We start from the raw sequence: 21,981 nt of genomic DNA on the forward strand, positions 1-21,981 counted from the left end.
TTGCATCAGCCGGGGTGGCTCAGCCGGTGTAGGCCTCCACACCGGTGACCTTGACGGTCATCTCCTTGCCGTTGGGCGCTTCGTAGGTGGCCTCGTCACCGACCTTGCAGCCGTTGACGGCAGCGCCGAGCGGGGACTGCTCGGAGAAGACGTTGATCGAGTCGTCCATCGCGATCTCGCGTGAGCCGAGCAGGAAGCGCATCTCCTTGCCGTTCATCTTCACGACGACGATCTTGCCGGGGGCCACCTTCGTCGTGTCGGTGTCGGCCTCGCCGACCTTGGCATGGCGCAGCAGGTGCTCGAGCTGGCGGATGCGGGCCTCGTTCTTGCCCTGCTCCTCGCGAGCGGCGTGGTAACCGCCGTTCTCGCGCAGGTCGCCCTCATCGCGGGCAGCTTCGATGCGCTCGGCGATCTCGGCGCGACCGGGCCCGCTGAGGTGCTCGAGCTCCTCCGTCAGCCGGTCGAATGCCTCCTGGCTGAGCCAGGTCTCTTCGGCTGTGGTCTCCTCGGTCATATTCATCTCCTCAACACGATGCCGCAGACGAACCGGATGCCGTCAGCGGCGGATGCGTGCCCAACCGGGCACCGGACAATGAGAATTCCCGGACACCCGCAGGTGACCGGGAATCAGATTGACTGCCTATTTTAACTCACATACCAGCAGGATTCCACGTGTCCGCTGGCAGCAAGCTGGGTTGTGCGAATATCGACGTCGAGCTGCACCGGCTCCGAGGTCGAGGTCCCGGCGCGTGCCGGGATGGTCACCTCGCGGAACCCGACGACCGCTTCCTGCAGGTTCGTCGCCTGGACTGCGCATTCGATGTCACGGGACTCATCGGGCACGATCGAGAACCGGGTGACGGTCAGGGAGGCGTCGACGACGTCGTAGCTGACGGTCTTCGGCGTGTCGGGCACACGGGCCGGGGCGAAGGCGAACCAGGCGGCCAGGCCGATCATGATGACGAGCGCTGCGGCCAGTGCGGCGATGATCCACGGCCGCTTCCCCCGGCCCGAGGCGGTGGCCGCGTGAGTGCCGTTGTGCGGCAGGCGTGAACGGGAACCGTAGCGGTCGGCGACGGCGGTGCGGCGGCCGACGGCGCCGGCTGGGCTGCCGGTGCCTCGGTGGTCCTGGGGCATGCGGTCCTTTCTGGCGGCCGGATTCGTCCCGAGCGGTCAGGGCTACTAACCTATAGTCTAGTCCGCACCCTGCCCGCGGCAGTGCCCCGGGCTGTCCTGTGAGAGGTTCCCACGTCTATGTCCGTTTCGTCCGGTCGGCCCTTCCACGGCCTGCGCATGCTCGCCGTGCACGCGCATCCCGATGATGAGTCATCGAAGGGCGCTGCCACCACCGCGCTGTACACCTCGCTCGGCGCCCGGGTGATGATCGCGACGATGACCGGCGGTGAAGCCGGCGACATCCTCAACCCCGCCCTGCTCAACAGCCCGGCCGCCCGCCGCGACATCGCCGGGCTGCGCCGCGATGAGATGGCCGCCGCCGCCGAGGAGCTGGGTGCTGAGCACCGCTGGATCGGGTTCGTCGACTCCGGCCTGCCCGAAGGCGACCCGGCCACCGAGACTCCGCACGGGTCGTTCTATCAGGTGCCCACCGATGTTGCGGCCCGTCCGCTCGTGCACCTCATCCGCAGCTTCCGCCCGCACGTGCTCACCACCTATGACGAGCGGGGCGGCTACCCGCATCCGGACCACATCAAGAACCACATCGTGTCGATGACTGCTGTCGAGCAGGCCGCCGACGCGGCGGTCAACCCCGAGCTCGGGGAGCCGTGGCAGGTGCAGAAGGTCTACTACAACATGGACCTCTCGCCGCGGAAGTGGCTGGCCATCCACGAGAAGATGACCGCCGAGGGTCATGATTCGCCGTTTGCGGACATGCTGGAGAAGTACCGCTCCCGCGATGGGGAGCGCAACAGCTGGCTGACCGCCCGGATCGCATGCGGGCAGATGCTGGAGCGCTCGGACCGGGCGCTGCTGTCGCATGCCACCCAGATCGACCCGAAGGGCGGCTTCTTCTCCGAGGCCCGGAAGATCGCCAAGACCTTCTGGCCGACCGAGGAGTTCGAACTCGCCATCGACAACACCGGCCGCGAGCCGCTGGACCGCGGCAGCGACTTCCTCGAATCCGACCTGTTCGCAGGTGTCACCCGCGACGACGGCCGCCGCATCCCGGATGCGGGACTGCTGGAGCCCTACGTCGAAACCCGCGCAGCGGTGCCCAGTGCCGGGCAGACCCCGGCTGAGAAGGAGAACGTCTGATGCTCATGCTGCTGGCTGCCAGCCCCGCCCCGACCGAGGACGTCCGCTACCCGGATCCCTCGATCGTCACCCCGGGCACGATCGGCTTCCTGGCGGTCTTCGCCCTGGCAGTCGTGACGATCTTTCTCATCCGCGATGCGCTGCGCCGCGTGCGCCGGGTGCGTGCCAAGGACCGGGCCGTGGACGCGTACCCGATCCCGATGGCCACGGACCAGAAGCGCCGCTACCAGCCGGAGACCCATACCGCAGAGGCCAATGACTCCTTCGTCACCGAGGAGCCGGCCGCCGGTGAGACCGGCACCGCAGAGCCGGGAGCAGAGATGCCCGGCGAGGACACGTCACGCCCCTGACCTGAACTCCGCCCGTGCCCCCGGCGCCAGAGCCCACCTCGGGAACGGGACCCGCACCTCGGGAACGGGACCCGCGCCTCGGCAGCGGGTGCGTGACCTCGCATCAGCGGCTGTTCAGCTGTGCAGTTCGGGGCTGGCGTTGACCGCGGCGATGAGCAGGGCGGCCAGGTGGCTGCCGAAGCCGAGCACCGTGAAGGTGTGGAAGATCTCGTGGAAGCCGAAAATGTGCGGCAGCGGGTTCGGCCGCTTGAGTGCGTAGATGATCGCCCCGGCGATGTAGCACAGGCCGCCGGAGACGATGAGGATGCCGACGGCCAGGTTGTGCTCCCAGATCGCCGGGATGTAGCCGATGCCGGCGACGCCGATGCCGATGTAGACCGGCACGAACAGCCAGCGCGGGGCCGTCGTCCACAGCACCCTGAACAGCACGCCGATGAGCGCACCGGACCACATGATCGACAGCAGGAGCACCCATTGGCGGGTCTCCAGGGTCAGAATCGCCAAGGGCGTGTAGGTGCCGGCGATGATGAGGAAGATGTTGGCGTGGTCGATGCGGCGCAGGATCAGGCGGATGCGCATCCGCCAACGGCCGCGATGGTAGAGCGCTGAGGTGCCGAAGAGCATCATGCCGGTGAGTGCGAAGATCGCTCCGCCTAAGCGCGAGACGATCGTCGGGGAGATGATGACCAGCGTCAGTCCGCCGAGCACGGCGAGCGGGAAGGCGCCTGCGTGGATCCAGCCGCGCCACGACGGGCGCACCTGGCCGGCGAGCTTGCCCAGTTCGTGGCGCAGCGCGCGGCCGCGACGGGAGAGGGCGAGCCGGTAGGCCCGTGACATCGGGTGGCTCGGGTCGAGACTGGTCGGCTGGGCTGTGCGCTTCGATGCATGACGGCGCGCCCCAGCATCGTGGTGCGGCTGGTCAGGTTCGGCAAGGCGTGACGTCATGCCTCAATGATAGTTCCCGCGGTTGGGAATTCGCCGGGCGGGAGCAGGCGAGGGCGGCGCGGGCAGACAGTTATGCTGGTGGCACGCGGGGGTGCCTGTCAGACACCGCCGCGCTGCCCCGACTGCGGGCAGCTGACCCCACGCAACACCTCAGGAGAGTCGATGGCCGGATCCCCGCTCGGGTGGCTCTACCGCCTGTACGACCGCCGGGTCAAACGGCAGCTCGAGCACGGCGATGACGCTGCCGCGATCCCGCGTCACGTCGGGGTCATCACCGACGGCAACCGACGCTGGGCCAAGGAGTTCGGCAAGACCACCGCTGACGGACACCGGATGGGCGCAGGCAAGATCGTCGAATTCCTCGGCTGGTGCGAAGAGCTCGGCGTCGAGGTCGTCACTCTCTACGTGCTCTCGAAGGAGAACCTCGCCCGGTCTGCCGACGAGGTCGCGGCGCTGACCGAGATCATCTCCGACCTCGTCGACCAGATCGCCGGCAAGCCGAGCGTATCCGTCCAGCTCGTCGGCGACCTCGCCACCATCCCCGAACCCCTGCGCACCCGCCTGGCCGACGCGCAGGAGCGCTCAAACGCCGAGGGCCGCGACAAGCGCATGACCGTCAACGTCGCCGTCGGCTACGGTGGCCGGCAGGAGATCGTCAACGCCGTCAAGTGCCTGCTGCGCGAACACGCCGCAGCAGGGGAGAGCATCGAGGAGATCATCGAGGCGCTGAGCGAAGAGGAGATCTCCAAGCACCTCTACACCAAGGGCCAGCCGGACCCCGACCTCATCATCCGCTCCTCAGGCGAACAGCGGCTGTCGGGCTTCATGATGTGGCAGTCGGCGTACTCGGAGTTCTACTTCTGCGAGGCCTACTGGCCCGACTTCCGCCGCACCGACTTCCTGCGCGCCGTGCGCGCCTACGGCAACCGCAACCGGCGCTTCGGGCGCTGAGCTTCCACGCCGGGCCAACCACCGCCTCGGGCTCTCACGCCGGGCCAGCCACTGCCTCGGGCGCGGTGACGACACCCGGCAGGCGGATTCATCTGAGATTCACCTCCGCATCATGAGACGTCCGAGTGTCGGAGCGCACATCAGCGGCATCGGGTTCATAGATTGGAACCAGTTGGCTGACACCAACCCGGAGTGTTCGACTCGTCGGGGAAGGATTGAGCTGGGGCACTTCGGCACACGATGCATAGGGGAGCCCCATGGCCGCGATAAGCGACACCCACACGTACGTGCTCGACACGTCGGTCCTGCTGTCTGACCCGCACGCAATGATGCGGTTCGCCGAGCACGAGGTGGTGATCCCGCTCATCGTCGTCAGCGAGCTCGAAGCCAAACGCCACCACCCCGAACTCGGAGTCACTGCCCGGCGCGCACTCAGCATCCTCGATGAGCTGCGCGAGGACTTCGGACGCCTCGACGAGCCGCTGCCGATCGGCGATGACGGCGGATCGATCCGGGTCGAACTCAACCACATCGACGCCTCGACGATGCCGGTGGGCTTCGACCGCACCGAGAACGACACCCGCATCCTCGCCGTCGCCCGCAACCTGCAGGCCGAAGGCGACGACGTCATCGTCATCACCAAAGACGTGCCGATGCGCGTCAAAGCCTCGGCTGTCGGGCTCAAGACCGAGGAGTACCTCGCCGAGCAGGCCACCGAATCCGGGTTCACCGGTCTGAGCACGCTCGATCTCGACGAGGCGCAGATGAACGAGCTGTTCGACTCAGGCCTCGTGCACACCGATGCGGTGGCTGATGAGATCGTCAACACCGGGCTTGTCATCTCCTCACCGCGTGGATCCGGGCTCGGGCGGGTCTCTGCGCCGAACACCGTCAAGCTCGTGCGCGGCGACCGCGATGCCTTCGGCCTGCACGGCCGCTCGGCTGAGCAGCGCATCGCCCTCGACATGCTGCTGGACCCCGATGTCGGGATCGTGTCGCTGGGCGGCCGGGCCGGGACAGGCAAGTCGGCGATGGCGCTCATGGCCGGTCTGCAGTCGGTGATGGAGGAGCGCACGCATAAGAAGATCATGGTCTTCAGGCCGCTGTATGCCGTCGGTGGGCAGAACCTCGGCTACCTGCCCGGTGCGGAGGCGGAGAAGATGAATCCGTGGGCTGAGGCGGTGTTCGACACGCTCGGGGCGCTTGTCTCCAAGCACGTCATCGACGAGGTCATCGACCGCGGCATGCTGGAGATTCTGCCGCTGACGCACATCCGCGGCCGGTCGCTGCACGACGCGTTCGTCATCGTCGACGAGGCGCAGTCACTGGAGCGCACGGTCCTGCTGACCGTGCTCTCGCGCATCGGGCAGAACTCCCGCGTCGTGCTCGCCCACGACGTCGCTCAGCGCGACAACCTGCGCGTCGGCCGCCACGACGGCATCGCCGCCGTCATCGAGCAGCTCAAAGGCCACCCGCTCTTCGGCCACATCACGCTGACCCGTGCTGAGCGCTCGGCGATCGCCGACCTCGTCACCGGAGTCCTGGAGGACTCCTACGTCGCTTAGGCGGCACACCCGAACGCGAGGGCCCGTCTCCTACCGCTGATTGCAGTGGAAGACGGGCCCGCGTTTGTGTCAGGTGGATGCGGGTCCCCGGCTCAGGTGTAGGAGCCGATCATCGTCGAGACGTCAAGCGCCTTGTCGAGGTCGGCTTCGGTGATCGAGCCGTCCTTGACGAAGCCGAGGTCGATGGTGGCCTCCTTGACGGTCATCTTGTTGGCCACGGCGTGCTTGGCGATCTTGGCAGCAGCCTCATAGCCGATGACCTTGTTCAGCGGGGTGACGATCGACGGGGAGGCCTCGGCGAGGAACCGGCAGCGCTCCTCGTTGGCGGTCAGCCCGTCGATCATCTTCTCGGCCATGACGGTCGAGATGTTGGCGATGAGGCGGATCGATTCGAGCAGGTTGGCGGCCATGACCGGGATGCCGACGTTGAGTTCGAAGGCACCGTTGGTGCTCGACAGGGCGACGGTCGTGTCGTTGCCGATGACCTGGGCCATCGCCTGGATCGCGGCCTCGCAGATGACCGGGTTGACCTTGCCGGGCATGATCGACGAACCGGGCTGCAGGTCCGGAATGTGCAGCTCGCCCAGGCCGGTGTTCGGCCCCGAGCCCATCCAGCGCAGGTCGTTGTTGATCTTCATGTAGGAGTACGCGATCGTGCGCAGCTGCCCGGAGACCTCGACGAGCCCGTCGCGGTTGGCCTGGGCCTCGAAGTGGTTGCGCGCCTCGGTGATCGGCAGGCCCGTCTGCTCAGCCAGCAGCTCGACGACACGCGAGGAGAACCCGTCGGGGGTGTTGATGCCGGTGCCCACTGCGGTGCCGCCCTGCGGGACCTCGGCCACGCGCGGCAGGGAGGCCTCGATGCGCTCGATGCCGTAGCGGACCTGCGCGGCGTAGCCGCCGAACTCCTGACCGAGCGTCACCGGGGTGGCGTCCATCAGGTGGGTGCGCCCGGACTTGACGATGTCCTTGAATTCTGTGGCCTTGGCCTCGATGCTCGCGGCGAGCTTCTCCATCGCCGGCTTGAGTTCGTGGACCAGAGCGGAGGTTACAGCGACGTGGACGGAGGTGGGGAAGACGTCGTTGGAGGACTGCGAGGCGTTGACGTGGTCGTTGGGGTGGACCTCGACGCCTTCGCCTGCGAGGGATTTCGTTGCCAGGGTGGCGAGCACCTCGTTGGTGTTCATGTTCGATGAGGTGCCCGAACCGGTCTGGAACACGTCGATGGGGAAGTGGTCGTCGTGGTCGCCTGCGATGACCTCATCGGCAGCGGCCTGGATGGCCTTCGAGCGGGTCGCGTCGAGGACGTCGAGCTCCTCGTTGGCGCGCGCGGCGGCCTTCTTCACCTGCGCCAGGGCGGCGATGTGCTGGCGCTCAAGCGTCTTGCCCGAGATCGGGAAGTTCTCCACTGCCCGCTGGGTCTGGGCGCGGTAGAGGGCGTCGGCGGGAACCTTGACCTCACCCATGGTGTCGTGTTCGATGCGGAACTCTTGTGCCATCGTGTCTCCTTGTCTCATGTGCGCCCCTGGGCGGGGCTGGTCGGCCGTTCCCGAGGCGGTGGGCGCCCGGGCGGCGGCAGGTGCGGAATGCAGGTGGTTACTGGTTGCTGGCGTGGGCGGGGTCGGCGCGCGGGATGCGCGGGGGATGGGATCCCATGCGGCTGACGACTTTCACCCGTCCGTCGGCGAGGTGGTAGGTCAGGCCGAGCATGACGAGCCGGCCCTCTTCGACGGCGGTGCGCAGGATCGTCGAGCGCTGGTAGAGGCGCTTGACGGTGTCGACGGTGTTCTGCGCAACCGTGCTGTTGACGTCGGTGCGCCCGGCTGCGCGGGCGTGGACGACGGCGGGCAGCAGGCGGGCGACGACATCGGAGATGAACCCGTCTGGGGTCTGCCCTGAGTCGAAGGACTCGATCGTGGCGGTGATCGCCCCGCAGTTGTCGTGGCCGAGTACGACGAGCAGGGGAGTGCCGAGGACTTCGACGCCGTATTCGAGGCTGCCGAGGGTGACCGAGTCGGTGACCTGGCCGGCGGTGCGCACGACGAACATGTCGCCGAGACCGACGTCGAAGATCATCTCGGCGGCCACACGCGAGTCCGAGCACCCGAACAGGGTGGCGAACGGCGCCTGGGCGGTCTTGAGGTCCTCACGGCGCACAGCGTCCTGATTCGGGTGCTGCGGGGTGCCGGCAACGAAGCGCTCGTTGCCGTCCATGAGTCTGAGGAACGCGGCGGCCGGTGAGTTGTATTCGCTCTCGAGCATCAGACCAGCCCCCGGCGTGCTGCCTCTTCGGCGGCCTCGACGTAGGAGTCCATCTTCGCCATTTTGTGCTCGGCGTTGACGGTGCGCACGGTGCCGGAGCGTGAGCGCATGACGAGTGAGTGGGTCAGCACGTGCTGGCCGGTGTAGCGCACACCGTCGAGCAGGTCGCCTTCGGTGATGCCGGTGGCGACGAAGTAGGTGTTGTCACCGGTGACGAGCTCGTCGGTGTTGAGCACCGCATCGGGGTCGAGGCCGGCGGCGACGGCGTTCTGCCGCTCCTCCTCGGATTGCGGCCACAGGCGGCCCTGGATGACACCTCCCATCGCCTTGATCGCACAGGCGGTGATGATGCCCTCGGGGGTGCCGCCGATGCCCATGAGCATGTCGATGCCGGTGCCCGGGCGGGAGGCGGCGATGGCGCCGGCGACGTCGCCGTCGCTGATGAGGCGGATGCGCGCGCCTGCTTGGCGGACCTCTTCGATGAGGCGCTCGTGGCGGGGCCGGTCGAGGATGACGACGGTGACCGAGGAGTTGTCCTTGCCTTTGCCCTTGGCCTTGGCCACACGGCGGATGTTCTCGGCCACCGGCAGGCGCAGGTCAACGAAGTCAGCGGCCTCAGGTCCGGTGACGAGCTTCTCCATGTAGAAGACGGCAGACGGGTCGTACATGGCTCCGCCTTCGCTGACGGCCATGACGGAGATGGCATTCGGCATGCCCTTGGCGGTCAGGGTGGTGCCGTCGATCGGGTCGACGGCGACATCGACGCGCGGCCCCCGGCCGCTGCCGACGGGTTCGCCGTTGTAGAGCATCGGCGCTTCGTCCTTCTCGCCCTCGCCGATGACGACGGTGCCGGTCATCGAGACCGTTGAGATGACATTGCGCATCGCGGCCACGGCTGCACCGTCGGCTGCGTTCTTGTCCCCGCGGCCCACCCACGGGGCGGCAGCGAGTGCGGCTGCCTCGGTGACGCGGACGAGCTCAAGGGCGAGGTTGCGGTCGGGGCCGCCCTCATCCTGCTGGAGCCGGCGGGACCATTCATCGGTCACAGCCACCGGCGGGGTCTCTGCCCGGCCTCCGGAGTGGTGGGCTTTTTCCTCTGTCGGATTCTCAGACGGGGTCTCAGTCATGTCTTCATTGTGCCATTAGTGGCCGCGCACAGAAGGCGCGGGTAACGGGCTGTCTGCGGTTTTGTCCCCGGGCGCGGGCCGGGGGACAATGGATCGGCTGACAATCGTGTTCGACATCAGGTGAGGCAGTGACACAGCAACAGACGCAACCACCCCGCAGCGAGAACGTCCGGGCTCTCAAGCTCAGTTCGAACTGGGTCAATATGGTCATTGCGCTCGGGGCCTGCCTCGCCGTCGTTCTCATCGGCCTGGCATTCGTGCCCGAGCCCAAGGAGGGTCAGTTCGAACGCGAAGTCGACTACGAGACGATCGCCGAATCGGTCAAGACTCGTGCTGAGTTCCCTGTCGTCGTGCCGAAGCTGCCAGAGGGCTGGGTGGCCAATGAGGCGATGTTCAAGCCGATGGGTGCACCTGCCTATGACACCTGGTACCTCTCCTCGGTCGGACCGCAGCGGGGCTGGATGACCTTGCGCCAGGCCGATGGCGATGAACGCTGGGTGGAATCAGAGCTCGATGACTTCGTCGAGGTCAGCACCAATGACATCGACGGTGTCACCTTCACCTCCTATGACGGGTCTGACGGCAAGCAGGCGATGGTCGGCCAGCTCGATGGCAGCACCGCGGTGCTCATCGGCCGTGCCGATCCGCAGACGTATGAGTTCTTCGCCAAGCAGGCCGTCGAACAGGCCGGCAAGCAGGGCTGACTTACCCAGACCAGTCCGGGATCTTCCCGAGCAGCCGGGGCTTATTCCTCGGCTTTCTCCTCACGGGCGGCCTGTGCCTGCTCCAGCTTCTTGCGGGCTCCATCGAGCCACGCCTGGCAGTGATCGGCCAGCGCTTCTCCGCGCTCCCACAGTCGCAGCGACTCCTCCAGCGGCAGGTTTCCCGCTTCCAGTGAGCGCACCGTGGTGACGAGCTCTTCGCGCGCCTGCTCATAGGACAGCCCGGAAACGTCGAGGTGCTCGGCGGTGGCCTCTGCGGTGGTCGTCTTCTTCTCTGCCATTGCGGTCCTTTCAGGATGCTTCGTCAGTCAGGGTGCGGTCTGCCGCACGAGGGTCATCTCAGTCGAGGGTGTCGGGTCCGGGTGCGTCTGCGTGGATGGTGGTGACATCGGCGTCGAAGCGGCCGCGGGCCAGGCGCACATGGACGCCGTCGCCGGTGGATAGCTCAGCGGCATCACGCACAGCCGAACCGTCTGCGGTCTGCACGACGGCGTAGCCGCGCTCCAGGGTGCTCAAAGGTGAGAGCGCGCGCACCTGGGCGCGCAGGTGCTCGACTTGGGCGGCGCCATGGGTCAGGGCGCTGCGCTGGGCCTGCCGGGCGCGGGTGATGAGGGCCGTGAGCTCCTCCTCACGCGCACTCACCATCGTCATCGGCTGGGCCATGACCGGCCGGGAGCGGACACTGTCGAGCCCTGCCTGCTCGCTGCGCAGCAGGCGGTCGAGCGCGCCGTCGAGGCTGGCGCGCGCCTGGAGTAAGTCCATGCGCTCTTCGTGGATATCGGGCACCAGGCGCTTGGCCGCGTCGGTCGGGGTGGAGGCGCGCAGATCGGCGACATCGTCGAGGATCGGCCGGTCGGCCTCATGCCCGATCGCGGAGACCACTGGGGTGCGGGCGGCGAACACGGCGCGGATGAGCGACTCGTTCGAAAACGGCAGCAGATCCTCCAGGCTGCCGCCGCCGCGGGCGATGACGATGACATCGACAGCCGGGTCGGCATCGAGCTCAGCCAGGGCGGCACGCACCTGCGGGACGGCATCCGGGCCCTGCACGGCGGTGTTGCGGATCTCGAACTCGGCAGCCGGCCAGCGCAGGTGGGCGTTGCGTACCACGTCCTTCTCCGCATCGGAATTGCGGCCGGTGATGAGCCCGATCCGGTTCGGCAGGAACGGCAACGGCTGCTTGAGGTCCGGGTCGAAGAGCCCCTCCTCAGCCAGGGTGCGGCGCAGCTTCTCCAGCCGGGCGAGCAGCTCACCGAGGCCGACGGGCCTGATGTCATTGGCGCGCATCATCATCCGTCCGGCCTTGAGCCAGAAGTCGGCCTTGACGTTGACGACGACGCGCGAGCCCTCGCTCAGGGGTGTCTCGACCCGGTCGAGGACGTTGCTGAACACCTGGACCGGCAGCGACATCTCCTCATCGGTGTCGCGCAGGGTGAGGTAGCTGGCCTTGCCGCGGCGGTTGAACTCGATGACCTGCGCCTCGATCCACACCGCCGACATCCGGTCGATGTAGCTCTTGATGTTGCGGCTGAGCAGGCTGAGCGGCCACGGGTTGTCCGGGGTCGTCTCGGCTGCCTTGCGCGGCAGCTCCTCGATCGGTTTCTGGCCGAGGGTGCCGGGGGTGCCGCTGATCCGCTGTGCCACGCCGGGACTCCTTCCATGTACTGCTGTGCAGTCTAACGGGAGGCATGGACACCGCCGCCGGTGAAGGGCAGTGCGGCCTTTGTGGTGGTGTTCAGCCAAGCCGCCTACCATGGGAGACGTGACTACTGCAGTGAATCTCCCGGTCCCGTCCGTTCCTCGTGTGCGCAAGGATCCGTCTGAGATCCGCCAGCCGGCAGGCGAGAAGAAGGTGCTGCTGGCCGCCCCGCGCGGCTACTGCGCCGGCGTCGATCGCGCCGTCATCGCCGTCGAACGCGCCCTCGAGCACTACGGTGCCCCGATCTACGTGCGCAAGGAGATCGTGCACAACCGCCACGTCGTCGACACGCTCGCCGAACGCGGCGCGATCTTCGTTGACGAGACCTCCGAGGTGCCCGAGGGCGCGCGTGTCGTGTTCTCCGCTCACGGCGTGTCCCCGCAGGTCCACGCTGAGGCCGCCGAACGCAGCCTCGACACCATCGATGCGACCTGCCCACTGGTGACCAAGGTCCACCGCGAGGCGATCCGGTTCGCCCGCGACGGCTACTCGATCCTGCTCGTCGGCCACGCCGGGCACGAAGAGGTCGAGGGCACGATGGGCGAGGCACCTGATCACATCACCCTCATCCAGAATCCCGAGGAGGCCCGCACCCTCGACATCCCGGAATCGGACAAGATGGTGTGGATCTCGCAGACCACGCTCAGCGTCGACGAGACGATGGAGACCGTCGACATCCTCAAGGAGCGCTTCCCGCAGCTCATCGCGCCCCCGAGCGACGACATCTGCTACGCCACCCAGAACCGCCAGGTCGCGGTCAAGAAGATCGCCCCGGACGCTGACCTCGTCATCGTCGTCGGCTCGGCGAACTCCTCGAACTCCGTGCGTCTTGTCGAAGTCGCCCTCGAGCACGGCGCGAAGGCCGCCTACCGCGTCGACTTCGCCCGCGAGGTCGACGAGGAGTGGTTCAACGACGTCGCCACCGTCGGCGTCACCTCCGGCGCCTCGGTTCCGGAGACACTGGTCGAGGACGTGCTCAAGCTCCTGGCCGAATACGGCTACGGCGAGGTCGACGAGGTCCGCACCGCAGAGGAGGACCTGATGTTCTCGCTGCCGCGCGAGCTGCGCAAGGACCTCAAGGCCGCCGGACAGAAGACCTCGAACAAGCGCGACGGCGCTGACCGCCAGCACGAGATCGTCTGACCCGTCTGCGCCCTCGGCTCAGCCGAGATAGCCCGGTGCGAAGATCCCCACGAGGATGAGCAGCGCACCGATGAACGCGAACACCGCCGCCGAGGCGGCCAGCCCCTTGGCAGGCTTCCGCTCGCCTCTGTCTGGGCGCACCTGATCGACCTGCGTCGGTGCGAATCCCGGGGCGGGGCCGCTGCCGAGCACCGGAGCCGCGTGCGCTGCCTGCGCAGCGGGCTGACTGCCCGGCTGGCTGCCCGGCTGCGGTGGCCCACCTGAAGGGGAGCGCCGGAAGTCGACCTGCGTCGGATCGGCCTGGGGCACGAGAATGAGTGTGGGTGCCGGATCCTGGGGAAGGGCCGGTGAAGCGATCTCACGCTGCGGATGCCACGGCGTGCCATCAGCGAAATGGAACGGCCCGCGCAGACCCAGCCGGCTGAGTGCTGCCGCCGCGATCTCCGGACTCGGCCGCTTGCGGGCATCAGCGGCAGTGAGGTCATCGAGCAGGTGGACGAGGCCCTGGGTGAGCGGATCAGCGCTGGCGCGCACCGCCTCGGCGACGGCGTCATCGTCCATCCCGAGCATCCGCTTGCCGATCTGCCCGGTCGCCCACACATCCTGAGCAGGGGAGATGTCCCCGCCCATCATGATCTCCGGGGCGACGAAGCCCGGCGTGCCGTGGACGATGCCCGACTGCGTCAGGCGCGGGGCGTTCGTGTCGACGGCGATGCCGAAGTCGGCGAGCAGCAGGTGCAGATCCGGCTGCTCAGCATCGATCATGATGTTCGCCGGTTTGATGTCACGGTGGATCCAGCCGGCGGCATGCACGGCGGTGAGTCCGTCGAGGATCTGGCGGACCGCCTCGGCCGTGGCTGCAGCTGAGAACCGGCGCCCCGAGCGCAGGATGTCAGCCAGCGTCCCGCCGGTCACCAGCGGCATCGCGATGACGACGTGGGCATCCTCAGCCGCCCACGCATACGGGGCGAGCACGTGCGGATGATTCAGGCGCACCGTGTTCTCGCGCACGAAGCGCAGCAGGTCACCCGAATCGCGCTGGCGCAGCACCTTGGCCGCGCACAGATTGCCGAAGCGCTCATCGCGGGCGATCCACACAGTGCCCGAACCACCGCTGGCGATGGGATCGAGCAGCGTGAACCGGCCTGCGATAGTGTCACTCATGGTGCCTACTGTAGCCAGAACCCGGCCGGCCAGTCGTGTCCTGCTCAGGGCGCCAGCTGAGACGACGGACACCTGCCGCCAGGAGCACCGAGTAGGGGACAGGCATGACACGCGCACCGCTGGCACAGCGGCTGGCAGCAGGCATCGCCAGCGCCGGCCTCGTCGCCGTGCTCGCCCTGGCAGGCGGGACGACCCTGCCGGCCCCGGCGCTCGCCACTGAGCGTGGTGAGCCCGGCGGCACCGAGGTCACCGGCGGCAACAGTGTCGATGATGCCGCTGAGATCGAACCGGGCAGCTACGCCGATGAGATCAGCTACGAAGACGTGGACTTCGGGGAGAACCATCCGGCCAGCACCTACCGGATCAGCCTCGAAGACGGCCAGTCCGGTTATGTGTCAGCGAGCATGCTCCGGCCCGAGGACGCAGGCAGCGACGCCTTCGGTGCTGCGGAGCTGGAGATCACGGTTGCCGCGCCGGCGGACCCGTCCTGCTCGGTCAGCCAGAGCAGCCGGGTCTCCGGCAATGAGACCGGCCCGGTGTCGGTGTCCATCAGCACTGGAGTGCTCGATGGCAACAACCCCAACGACTCCTGCTTCCAGCGCGGCGGCAGCTTCATCGTCTCCGTCGCCTGGTCCGAGACCTATGACGGGCTGCCTCAGACCCTGCCGCTGGAGCTGCAGTACGTGCGCCAGGCAGCGACTGTTTGGTCGCAGCTGCCTGAACCCGAGGAGAATCCGGCGCTCGCTGAGTTCCTTCCCGAATCCCGCGGAGAGGCCGAAACGCTCAGTCCCGGCTGGAGCTTCAACACCGCCACCGAACTCACCGAAGCCGACGCCATCGTCGACGCCGAGGTCGGCCGGCCGCTGTTCTTCCGCGCCCCGCTGTCGACCGGCCAGCAGCTGAGCCTGCGCGCCCGCGCTGCCAGCCCGGCAGACCACACGCTCACCCTGCGGGTCTTCGACCCGAACCTGCGCCCGGTCGCAGTCGCCCGGCCCGGTGATGAAGGTGCACCAGCCTCGGATATGCCCGATACCAACGGCACCGGCACGGATGCCTCCATCTCGATCGCCGACAGCGGCGGCACGACTGCGCTCACGACCCGCTACCCGGTCAACCCGCGCCACGAGTTCGTCGAGTTCGACGACGCCAAGGCCTCCTCGATCGCAGGCGACTACTACATTGTCGTCACCATCGAGCCACCCCTCATCGACGCCCCTGCCACGGGAACGCACCAGGTGCGCCTGTCCTGGGAGTCCCAAGGCGAGCCCTTCGACTCCGCGCCCGAGGTGGAAGGCGCCGGGGCAGCCCCGTCCTACCTGGGCATGGAGCTCGGGACGTGGGTGCGCATCGGCGGTCTGGGCCTGGGTTCGGTGTTCCTCGCGATCGCCGGGCTGCTTGCGATTCTGGCCATCCGCCGCGCCCGTCGCTGACCTGTCACGTGTCCCGTCGCTGCACCTCCTGGAACTCGGGTGCCGTCAGACTGCGGGCATAGGCATCGAGCGGTTCGGCGACGGGGATCTCCGTGGCGCCGGCGCCCATGTCGGTCAGCCGGCGGGCGGTGACGAGCAGGCGGCTCTCAACAGAGCCGACGAACCGGTTGTAGTCCTCCACACTGCGATTCATCGACTTGCCCAGCTGCACGATATGACCGGCCATCGTGCCGATGCGCCCATGCAGCTCCTGCGCGGTGGCCAGCAGCTCACGTGCTGAGCGGGCGAGCTCGTACTGACGCCAGCCAAGAGCGACTGTGCGCAGCAGAGCGACAAGGGTGGCCGGGGAAGCCGGGATGACGTCGACGGCGAAAGCCTCATCGAACAACCGCGGGTCCTCCTGCAGTGCCGCTGAGAGCGCGCCCTCATTCGGGACGAAGCAGACAACGAAGTCCGGTGTCTGTTCGAAGGCGTTCCAGTATGCCTTCGAGGCCAGCGTGCGGATGTGGGAGCGCAGCCGTCCTGCCGGACCGGAGCCGTTGCCGGCACTGGTGTCCTGGCCGGGGTCGAGCGGGGCCTTGGCGTCGATGACGATCTGCCGGTCACCGGGGAGATGGACGACCATATCCGGGCGCAACCGCTCGCCGTTGCGGCCCTGGACGGTGACCTGGGAGTCGAAGTCGACGTGTTCGAGCATCCCGGCGGCCTCGACGACGCGTGTGAGCTGCAGCTCACCCCACGACCCGCGGGTGCCTGAGGCATTGAGCGCGGTCAGCAGGTTCGACGTCGAGGCCTGCAGCTGCGCATCGACCTGGCTCATATGCCCGAGCCGGGCATCGAGACGGGCGAACTGGTCGGTGCGCTCGCGCTCGAAGCCGGTGACATCGCTGTGCAGGCGATTCACCTGGGCGGCCAAGGGACCCATGAGTTCGGCGAGCTCATGCGTCATCCCGGCATCGGCCTCCAGGGCCTGGACGCGCTCGGAGTGCAGCCGCTCAGCCGTCTGCGCCTGCGCGAGGGCTGCTGCCATGCGCGAACGCGCCACTGTCGCACCGAGGAAGAAGCCTGCGACCGCTCCGATGAGGAGGACGAGGACGGTGATGAAGATCGTGGGTGCATCCATGCTCACAGTCAACCAGGAGCCACGGACAACGGTGCCCGGTCACGGCTGCCGGCCACCGCCTCGGGCACGGGGGACTGGCCGGCATGCTGGCACCCAGGCCAGCGGCTACACTGGGGGATCGTGGCTTTAACTATCGGAATCGTCGGACTGCCCAATGTCGGCAAGTCGACCATGTTCAATGCATTGACCAAGAACCAGGTGCTGGCAGCGAACTACCCGTTCGCGACGATCGAGCCGAACATCGGCGTCGTCGAACTGCCCGACGAGCGGCTGACCCGGCTGGCCGAGATCTTCGGCTCAGCGAAGATCCTGCCGGCAACGGTGAACTTCGTCGACATCGCCGGCATCGTCCGCGGCGCCTCGGAGGGTGAGGGACTGGGCAACCAGTTCCTGGCCAACATCCGCGAAGCCGACGCGATCTGCCAGGTGATCCGCGGATTCAGTGATTCCGACGTCGTCCACGTTGACGGCAAGGTCAACCCGGCTGATGACATCGACACGATCAACACCGAGCTCATCCTCGCTGACCTGCAGACCCTGGAGAAGGCGCTGCCGCGCATCGAGAAGGAGGTCAAGCAGAAGCGGGCTGAACCCGAGGTGCTGGCCGCGATGCAGGGGGCACACGGGATCCTGGAGGAAGGGCGCACCCTCTACCAGGCGATGCAGGCCGATGGGTTCGACGCCGCGCCGCTGCGCGAGCTGCAGCTCATGACGACCAAACCGTTCCTCTACGTCTTCAACGTCGATGACGATGTGCTGGCCGATGAGGCGAAGAAGGACGAGATGCGCGCACTCGTCGCCCCGGTCGAAGCGATCTTCCTCGATGCGAAGTTCGAGTCCGAGCTCGCGGAGCTCGACGACGAGGAAGCCGCAGAGATGCTCGAGATGAGCGGACAGGACGAGGCCGGCCTCGACCAGCTCGCCCGCGTCGGCTTCAACACGCTCGGTCTGCAGACCTACCTGACTGCCGGGCCGAAGGAGGCGCGCGCGTGGACGATCCGCAAGGGTTGGACCGCGCCCGAGGCCGCCGGCGTCATCCACACTGATTTCCAGAAGGGCTTCATCAAGGCTGAGATCGTCTCCTTCGAGGACCTCGATGCGCTCGGTTCGATGGCCGAAGCGCGCGCGGCCGGCAAGGTGCGCATGGAGGGCAAGGACTATGTCATGGCCGACGGCGACGTCGTCGAGTTCCGAACTGGGCTAACGTCTGGAGGTAAAAAGTGACAAAATCACGCAACCTGCACGCCAGGGTCCGCAACTTCATCGACGGAGAGGTCAGCCACATATGGGCGTGTGAGCTGGGGGCTCCTCGATGATCAAATCTGCCAACCAGTATCCGGTGCACACGCTGTTCAGTCACGAAGGCAACGTGCTTTACCGGATCCCGCCCTACCAGCGCGAGTACTCCTGGTATAAGTCCCACTGGGAAGACCTGTTCGAAGATCTCATCGAGGCCGAGGGCGCGCACTTCCTGGGCACCATCATCACGCTCGACCAGACCACGGACACGCTCGAGGGCAACATCCTGCAGGTCATCGATGGGCAGCAGCGACTGACGACGCTCACCTTGTTGTTGGCCGCCGTCTATTCGGTACTCAAGGAACACTTCGACGATCTCGACGAGGACACACGAACGGACGTCATCAACCTCGGTCGGCAGTTGGTGCGGAAAGCAGACCAGCAGCCGAGGGTGACACCGCAGAAACAGGGCCACAACCTCTCCGACTTCCGCAAGGTGCTCGAGGAAGCCGGCTTGCCGGTGGAGGGAGAATGGAAGCCGTACTTCCCCAGCCGCAGGATTGCCAAGTGCTACCGCTACTTCCGCTCCGCGATCCAGAGGCTCGCCGAGACTGAGGAGATCACACAGCCGGAGGCGGCCCTGCGGGTGCATGAGGCGGCCCTACAGGCGGTGATCGTGAAGATTGAGGTGGCCAACCACGCCGACGCCTTCGTGCTGTTCGAGTCCCTGAACAACCGCGGGATGCCCCTCTCACCGGTGGACCTGATCAAGAACCACCTTCTCGCCGAGTCGGAGAAGAAGCAGATCATGGACGTCGACGAGGCGTTCAAACACTGGAACGACATGCTGACCAGCCTCGGTGACAGCTACTCCACCCAGGAGCGCTTCCTCCGCCAGTACTACAACGCGTTCAAGTCAGAGCTGCCCGAAGTCTCAAACGCCTCGGTCGCCACGAAGTCCAACCTGATCAGGGTCTACGAGAAGATTCTCGAGCAGGGCCTCAAACGCGTCGTCGATTCGCTGGTGACGGCGAGCAAGATCTACGGGCGAATCAACTGCGTCGTTGAACTCGATCAGCCGACAACCCTTGACAGGTCGTTCCAGCGCCTGATGCGCGCTCAGGGCGCGCCGTCCTACGTGCTCCTCATGTGGCTGATATCGAAGCAGTCCGATCTGGCTCTGACAGATGCACACATCGAGACGGTCGTAGACCGCCTCACGAGCTTCTTTGTCCGACGCAACCTAACGGGATACCCGCAGACGTATGCACTGGCGAAGCTGTTTATGACGACCATCGACGCTGTGGGTGATGCCCGAGGTGACGAGGTGGTGGTGATCGTCGAGGAGAAGCTAAGTGCGGCCTCAGTGTCCGACGAGGAGTTCCGCACCCGCCTCCTGGGGCGAATCTACGAGGAGAACAGCGACGTCGCCCGGTTCGTCCTCGCGACGCTGGCCGAGGACGCCATGACCAAGGAGACGCGCATCGACCTGTGGCGCCAGGAAAAGAACCGTTTCGTTTGGACGATCGAGCACATCCTCCCGCAGGGCGAGAACCTTCCGGCTGAGTGGCAGGAGATGCTCGGGGGTGAGGAGGTCGCTGCCCAGGTTCAGGAGGAGCACAAGCATAGGCTCGGCAACCTCACCATTACCGCGTATAACAGCAACCTCAGCAACAAGTCTTTCCTTGAGAAGCGCGACCGCCAGGACTCGAAGGGCAGGCGTATCGGCTATCGAAACGGCCTGTCACTGAACGCTGACCTGGCCACGAGGGAGTCTTGGACCCCTAATGACATCGAGAATCGCACCGAAGAATTGGCGGAACGGGTGATACAGCGCTTCCCACTGGCCATTGTCAGATAAAGTATCAATGGTGACGCGGTTGAGTTCAGGTTTAACGTGTAGCGTTATTGACGCTGTGCGTTATTGGTGGGTATGGTTAAGTTGTGATCCAGTCATTCGCCGACAAGGACACCGAGCGACTTTGGAATCGAGAGCGGGCGCGTTCAATCGATTCCCGAATCCACTCAGTGGCGTTGAGGAAACTGCGCCAGCTCGGTTACGCGCAGAGTCTCGAAGATTTGCGGATTCCGCCAGGTAACCGTCTCGAAACACTTAAGGGCGATCGCGCGGGTCAGCACAGTATCCGTATCAACGACCAGTGGCGGATTTGCTTTCGGTGGACCGTTGCTGGGCCAGAGGAGGTTGAGATCGTTGACTACCACTGACAAGCTCCCTCCGGTTCATCCCGGAGAAGTCCTCATGGAGGACTTTCTTAAAGACATGGGTATTACACAGCACAAGCTCGCCGTCTCCATCGGAGTTCCGCCTCGCAGGATCAACGAGATCGTCCATGGTAAGCGTGCGATCACCGCTGACACTGCACTTCGGTTGGCGAAGTTCTTTGGTATAAGCCCGCAGTTCTGGCTTGGGCTGCAGACTCAGTACGACCTTGATGTGGCAGAAGACAAGATCTTTCCCGAAATCGAGCAGATTCAAACCATCGAAGTTGCCTGAATAAGAAACAGGCGATCCCACTCGGCGAGATCGAGGAGTTGACGGAGGTGCCGAGAATGTCAAACTTGGCGACTACCACTGAAGCCGATGTGATCGAGCCGATTCATCCGGGCGAGGTCCTCATGGCGGACTTCATCAAGGGGCTCGGAATCACGCAGAACAGGCTTGCCGTCTCGATCGGTGTTCCGCCTCGTCGAATCAATGAGATCGTGCACGGAAAGCGTGGAATCACTGCCGATACTGCAATTCGTTTGGCGCGATACTTCAGGACTTCCGACGAATTCTGGATGAACCTGCAGTTGAACTACGAGTTGAGGCGCGGGCGTCTTGCGCTGCGTGATCAGGTTGCCGAGACCAAACCCCTTGAACTTGCCTGACGATAGGTTCGAGTGAGATCGTTCGACGATGGTCGTGGTCGCTTTGCCAGAACTGCGAGTCATCATGCTCATTGCAGTGTCAGCTGCTCGGTCTGATACTTGAGCCATGACGATCGGGAAAGTGTCCGACGACCGGTTTGATCGGCACACGACTCAAGACCTTGCTTACCGCGTCCGAGTGCGCGTCATCACGCCGAACGCGCTGGACTGCGTGGGCGCGCATCGTTGAAGAATACGGTTCTGACGGTGAGGGCGTTGTGCCCATCGGCGGGGCCGCGCTCATTCGAGTGAATGACTGCGAGGCCGAAGCCATCAGCGGGGGAGAAGACGCTCTTGACTCGCTCGAGTGGGCGGTCAATGACGTCCTCGGGGAACCCCACCCTTCGACTAAACCCCTCAGAAGGTCCTGTGGGTGTTGAGATCACAGCGGTAGACCACCTCGTGTTCAAACTGCTCCGACGTCCGTTCCACTGCCGAGTGGTACCAACGCGCCCTCGGCGTCGAGGTTGAAACTCACGATGACCCTTGCCTCCAGCTGGGTCGGTGGCTGACTGCTCTCTAAGTTGGGCGCGAAGGTCGTCATCATCTCCGGTGCCGCGGTCACGACCGCAGGCCTCCTCTTTCTCCAGGGGCTGGCAGTGGACTCGTCTTACACCGCCGTACTCTTTCCCGCGCTGATCCTTGTCGGTTTCGGCATGGGTACAGTCTTCACAGCGGCAATCGCGACGGCAACGACGGGTGTCGACCTCGCCGACGTCGGCGTCGCCTCAGCGACCGTCAACATGGTCCAGCAGATCGGCGGCTCTATCGGCATCGCCCTATTCATTGGCCTTTATGCCTCCGCCGTGGCGCGACGCATCGCAGCGACGGGAGCCGGCGCCGCAGAGGCAACTGTCCATGGCTACTATTTCCCGCCCTGCGGGGAGACGCCGAATACAACGCGATCAGCAACATCATGGACCCGCTCATGGGGCCTGCGGCTATTTCACTGGCCACAAGCAACATCGGGTTCGTGGCTGAGCGATTTCCGTCTCTTTCCACATGGTCAAAATAGACCTCATCAGCCGGTCAGAACCAAGGCTCTGAAAATGAACGCAG

General features: G+C 65.9%; 22 protein-coding genes and 1 pseudogene. 13 read left to right on the top strand and 10 right to left on the bottom strand.

Annotated elements, in window-relative coordinates; genetic code table 11:
* Window positions 1-19: 19 nt before the first annotated feature.
* Both greA and M3C25_RS10890 read right to left on the bottom strand, forming a co-directional pair.
* Window positions 20-514: a transcription elongation factor GreA gene (greA, locus tag M3C25_RS10885; RefSeq protein ID WP_170274774.1), complete on the bottom strand. Its 495-nt coding sequence runs from the start codon at window positions 512-514 to the stop codon at window positions 20-22.
* Window positions 515-645: 131 nt separating this feature from the next.
* Complete coding sequence (locus tag M3C25_RS10890) at window positions 646-1,137, bottom strand: DUF4307 domain-containing protein (RefSeq protein WP_102162892.1); 492 nt, start codon at window positions 1,135-1,137, stop codon at window positions 646-648.
* 117 nt (window positions 1,138-1,254) lie between these two features.
* Here M3C25_RS10890 and mca point away from each other — a divergent pair, with 117 nt between their 5' ends.
* Together mca and M3C25_RS10900 are read left to right on the top strand one after the other, a co-directional pair.
* Entirely contained in the window at window positions 1,255-2,274 is a 1,020-nt protein-coding gene (mca, locus tag M3C25_RS10895) for a mycothiol conjugate amidase Mca (protein ID WP_170274775.1), read from the top strand.
* The gene (locus tag M3C25_RS10900) at window positions 2,274-2,624 is read left to right on the top strand and encodes a hypothetical protein (RefSeq protein ID WP_170274723.1); all 351 of its coding nucleotides are present in this window, start codon (window positions 2,274-2,276) and stop codon (window positions 2,622-2,624) included. Before mca ends, M3C25_RS10900 begins: the two co-directional genes overlap by 1 nt.
* A 114-nt stretch (window positions 2,625-2,738) precedes the next feature.
* On the opposite strand, the gene trhA is transcribed toward M3C25_RS10900, so the two are convergent.
* On the bottom strand, window positions 2,739-3,569 hold the full coding sequence (gene trhA, locus M3C25_RS10905) for a PAQR family membrane homeostasis protein TrhA (RefSeq protein WP_311200545.1): 831 nt from the start codon (window positions 3,567-3,569) through the stop codon (window positions 2,739-2,741).
* A gap of 162 nt (window positions 3,570-3,731) precedes the next feature.
* On the opposite strand from trhA, the gene M3C25_RS10910 reads away from it, so the two are divergent.
* Window positions 3,732-4,520 (top strand): isoprenyl transferase, encoded by a 789-nt coding sequence (locus tag M3C25_RS10910; protein ID WP_170274776.1) that lies wholly within the window; start codon window positions 3,732-3,734, stop codon window positions 4,518-4,520.
* A gap of 257 nt (window positions 4,521-4,777) precedes the next feature.
* Complete coding sequence (gene phoH2, locus M3C25_RS10915) at window positions 4,778-6,085, top strand: RNA 5'-3' helicase PhoH2 (RefSeq protein WP_259856637.1); 1,308 nt, start codon at window positions 4,778-4,780, stop codon at window positions 6,083-6,085.
* Between the two features lie 92 nt (window positions 6,086-6,177).
* Here phoH2 and M3C25_RS10920 read toward each other — a convergent pair whose 3' ends face one another.
* The 3 genes from M3C25_RS10920 to glpX all read right to left on the bottom strand — a co-directional run bounded on the left by M3C25_RS10920 (window position 6,178) and on the right by glpX (window position 9,471).
* A complete protein-coding gene (locus M3C25_RS10920) occupies window positions 6,178-7,581 on the bottom strand; it encodes a class II fumarate hydratase (RefSeq protein ID WP_259846533.1) in 1,404 nt (467 codons plus the stop codon).
* Between the two features lie 97 nt (window positions 7,582-7,678).
* Window positions 7,679-8,344, bottom strand: coding sequence for a carbonic anhydrase (locus M3C25_RS10925; protein WP_259846534.1), 666 nt, complete (start codon window positions 8,342-8,344; stop codon window positions 7,679-7,681).
* Entirely contained in the window at window positions 8,344-9,471 is a 1,128-nt protein-coding gene (gene glpX, locus M3C25_RS10930; protein ID WP_259846536.1) for a class II fructose-bisphosphatase, read from the bottom strand. The genes M3C25_RS10925 and glpX overlap by 1 nt, the downstream gene beginning before the upstream one ends.
* Before the next feature lie 128 nt (window positions 9,472-9,599).
* Here glpX and M3C25_RS10935 point away from each other — a divergent pair, with 128 nt between their 5' ends.
* Window positions 9,600-10,175 (top strand): DUF4245 domain-containing protein, encoded by a 576-nt coding sequence (locus M3C25_RS10935; protein ID WP_170274781.1) that lies wholly within the window; start codon window positions 9,600-9,602, stop codon window positions 10,173-10,175.
* A 41-nt stretch (window positions 10,176-10,216) separates the two neighbouring features.
* Here M3C25_RS10935 and M3C25_RS10940 read toward each other — a convergent pair whose 3' ends face one another.
* Both M3C25_RS10940 and xseA read right to left on the bottom strand, forming a co-directional pair.
* The gene (locus M3C25_RS10940) at window positions 10,217-10,474 is read right to left on the bottom strand and encodes an exodeoxyribonuclease VII small subunit (protein ID WP_170274782.1); all 258 of its coding nucleotides are present in this window, start codon (window positions 10,472-10,474) and stop codon (window positions 10,217-10,219) included.
* 58 nt (window positions 10,475-10,532) lie between these two features.
* The gene (gene xseA / locus M3C25_RS10945; protein ID WP_170274783.1) at window positions 10,533-11,837 is read right to left on the bottom strand and encodes an exodeoxyribonuclease VII large subunit; all 1,305 of its coding nucleotides are present in this window, start codon (window positions 11,835-11,837) and stop codon (window positions 10,533-10,535) included.
* Between the two features lie 109 nt (window positions 11,838-11,946).
* On the opposite strand from xseA, the gene M3C25_RS10950 reads away from it, so the two are divergent.
* Complete coding sequence (locus tag M3C25_RS10950; RefSeq protein WP_165883271.1) at window positions 11,947-13,035, top strand: 4-hydroxy-3-methylbut-2-enyl diphosphate reductase; 1,089 nt, start codon at window positions 11,947-11,949, stop codon at window positions 13,033-13,035.
* Between the two features lie 18 nt (window positions 13,036-13,053).
* Here the strand turns inward: M3C25_RS10950 and M3C25_RS10955 are convergent, their stop codons facing one another.
* The gene (locus M3C25_RS10955) at window positions 13,054-14,199 is read right to left on the bottom strand and encodes a serine/threonine protein kinase (protein ID WP_170274784.1); all 1,146 of its coding nucleotides are present in this window, start codon (window positions 14,197-14,199) and stop codon (window positions 13,054-13,056) included.
* A gap of 104 nt (window positions 14,200-14,303) precedes the next feature.
* On the opposite strand from M3C25_RS10955, the gene M3C25_RS10960 reads away from it, so the two are divergent.
* Window positions 14,304-15,629, top strand: a complete 1,326-nt coding sequence (locus tag M3C25_RS10960) for a hypothetical protein (protein ID WP_170274785.1) — start codon at window positions 14,304-14,306, stop codon at window positions 15,627-15,629.
* Between the two features lie 4 nt (window positions 15,630-15,633).
* Here M3C25_RS10960 and M3C25_RS10965 read toward each other — a convergent pair whose 3' ends face one another.
* Complete coding sequence (locus M3C25_RS10965) at window positions 15,634-16,752, bottom strand: DNA recombination protein RmuC (RefSeq protein ID WP_170274786.1); 1,119 nt, start codon at window positions 16,750-16,752, stop codon at window positions 15,634-15,636.
* 120 nt (window positions 16,753-16,872) lie between these two features.
* Here M3C25_RS10965 and ychF point away from each other — a divergent pair, with 120 nt between their 5' ends.
* The 6 genes and pseudogenes from ychF to M3C25_RS10995 form a co-directional block, all read left to right on the top strand.
* The gene (gene ychF / locus M3C25_RS10970) at window positions 16,873-17,976 is read left to right on the top strand and encodes a redox-regulated ATPase YchF (protein ID WP_170274787.1); all 1,104 of its coding nucleotides are present in this window, start codon (window positions 16,873-16,875) and stop codon (window positions 17,974-17,976) included.
* An 88-nt stretch (window positions 17,977-18,064) separates the two neighbouring features.
* Window positions 18,065-19,852, top strand: a complete 1,788-nt coding sequence (locus M3C25_RS10975) for a DUF262 domain-containing protein (protein WP_170274788.1) — start codon at window positions 18,065-18,067, stop codon at window positions 19,850-19,852.
* A gap of 83 nt (window positions 19,853-19,935) precedes the next feature.
* The gene (locus M3C25_RS10980; RefSeq protein ID WP_170274789.1) at window positions 19,936-20,217 is read left to right on the top strand and encodes a type II toxin-antitoxin system RelE/ParE family toxin; all 282 of its coding nucleotides are present in this window, start codon (window positions 19,936-19,938) and stop codon (window positions 20,215-20,217) included.
* Entirely contained in the window at window positions 20,204-20,506 is a 303-nt protein-coding gene (locus M3C25_RS10985; RefSeq protein WP_170274790.1) for a HigA family addiction module antitoxin, read from the top strand. The genes M3C25_RS10980 and M3C25_RS10985 overlap by 14 nt, the downstream gene beginning before the upstream one ends.
* A 56-nt stretch (window positions 20,507-20,562) precedes the next feature.
* Window positions 20,563-20,883, top strand: a complete 321-nt coding sequence (locus M3C25_RS10990; protein WP_170274791.1) for a HigA family addiction module antitoxin — start codon at window positions 20,563-20,565, stop codon at window positions 20,881-20,883.
* Between the two features lie 638 nt (window positions 20,884-21,521).
* Window positions 21,522-21,981, top strand: a pseudogene (locus M3C25_RS10995) (hypothetical protein); the annotation flags it as partial.

This window comes from Brevibacterium luteolum (assembly GCF_025147615.1).
GTDB classification, from domain to species: Bacteria; Actinomycetota; Actinomycetes; order Actinomycetales; family Brevibacteriaceae; genus Brevibacterium; species Brevibacterium luteolum.